This is a genomic window from Vreelandella indica, from assembly GCF_037070225.1.
GTDB lineage: Bacteria > Pseudomonadota > Gammaproteobacteria > Pseudomonadales > Halomonadaceae > Vreelandella > Vreelandella arctica.
This window is the reverse complement of record NZ_JBANSO010000089.1, coordinates 1-1,349: the sequence shown is the minus strand read 5'-3', so window position 1 is coordinate 1,349 and position 1,349 is coordinate 1. Positions and strand designations below refer to the sequence as shown.

Genomic DNA, 1,349 nt, shown 5'->3' with positions numbered 1-1,349 from the left:
GGTTCTTCGTCACTTCACGTGGATTTGGCCTGATCGAATAGGCGGCCCACCGGGCTCCCAATCAGGTAGATCATGGCGATAAAGTTGGCCTCGTTCCGGTAGCCACGTGCCCGTGACCGAGCCGCTTGGAACAGACCATTCATTCCTTCCAGTCTTGCGTTCGTCAGTCCCGAGAGCCAGCGTCTGACCACCGCGTCGGCGTGCCGCTCAAGCGTCGCCAGGGCTTTCCCCATCGGCTCCAGCAGTGACTTTTCAGACACCGCCGCCTGCATGACCTTGAGGTAGTTCGTGATGCGCCACCGAGCCGCTCTGGGCGTTGGAGCCTTCTGGATCCAGCGTAGCTTCTCCTTGATCACCCAGGCATCGGCCGTGGCGCTCTGATCGGCTACCAACTCCTGGAGCGCCGAAAGCTGTTTGGGTGTCAGGTTCTTGTTATCCAGGTTCTTCAGCAGGGCCCAGCGCAGCGACTTGGGGTGCCCCTGCTCCCGGCGCTCTTTCTTGCGTACCTCGTCCAGCCGCTTGGTGAAGGTCTGTACGATATGGAACCAGTCGACCGTTACCTCGGCCTTGGGAAGGTGCTCGGTCACGCCACTAAGGAAGGCTGGCGACATATCGCAGACGACCTCGACCACATTATTCGGGTCGCCGCCATGGGCCGCCAGGAAGGCGCTGAAAGCCTGGATGGCATCCTTGCCGCAGCCTGGGACGGCAAAGATAACCGGTTCCCGCTTGCGCTGCATGTCGAGGAACACCGTGACATAGCGATGACCGCGCCGGGAGGCGGTTTCGTCCACGCCGACCGTCACCACCTTGGACAGATCCAGTTCCCCCAACATGCGGCCAACGTAGTGGTGCACGATGCGCCATAGTCGTTTGTCGGAAATCTCCAACTGGCGGGAGACGGCCAGTACCGGCATCTCCTTGACCAGTGACATGGCCGCTTGCTCGAACAGCAGGGTAAAGTCGCTGCCCGGCCGGGCCCAGGGCACCTCTATGCGCTTGACGCCATGGTCAGGACACTTCGTGCGCGGCACGCGAGCATGCAGGTAACAGTGATGCTGAAAGAAGTTCAGATGCCGCCAGGTTTTGTCGGCAAAGTCATGAGCTTGGCAGGCCTTACCACATTCTGGGCAGGGATAGAGACTGCCTCGCTCCGCCTCGACATAGAGGTCCAGGCGGTGGGGCGACACGGCGGTATCCAGGTACTGGTTCTTGAGGATCCAGGGCGCTTCCAAGCCCAGGCCGAGTGTTAGAATCTGGGTGCCGTCCATGTCATACCTCCTGCCGCTGTGGAGGTCATATTCTGGCCCAGCTCAGGGGGCGAATTCCACACCCAACGTCGAAGAGCC

1 protein-coding gene is annotated in these 1,349 nt (G+C 60.9%); it reads right to left on the bottom strand.

What is annotated here, in order from left to right:
- Window positions 1-14: 14 nt before the first annotated feature.
- On the bottom strand, window positions 15-1,271 hold the full coding sequence (locus tag V8L71_RS20615) for an ISL3 family transposase (protein ID WP_289143716.1): 1,257 nt from the start codon (window positions 1,269-1,271) through the stop codon (window positions 15-17).
- Between the last annotated feature and the right edge of the window lie 78 nt (window positions 1,272-1,349).

Bases quoted from the DNA above. Each gene is read 5' to 3' on its own strand.
- V8L71_RS20615 (WP_289143716.1), bottom strand. From the start codon at position 1,271: ATGGACGGCACCCAGATTCTAACACTCGGCCTGGGCTTGGAAGCGCCC.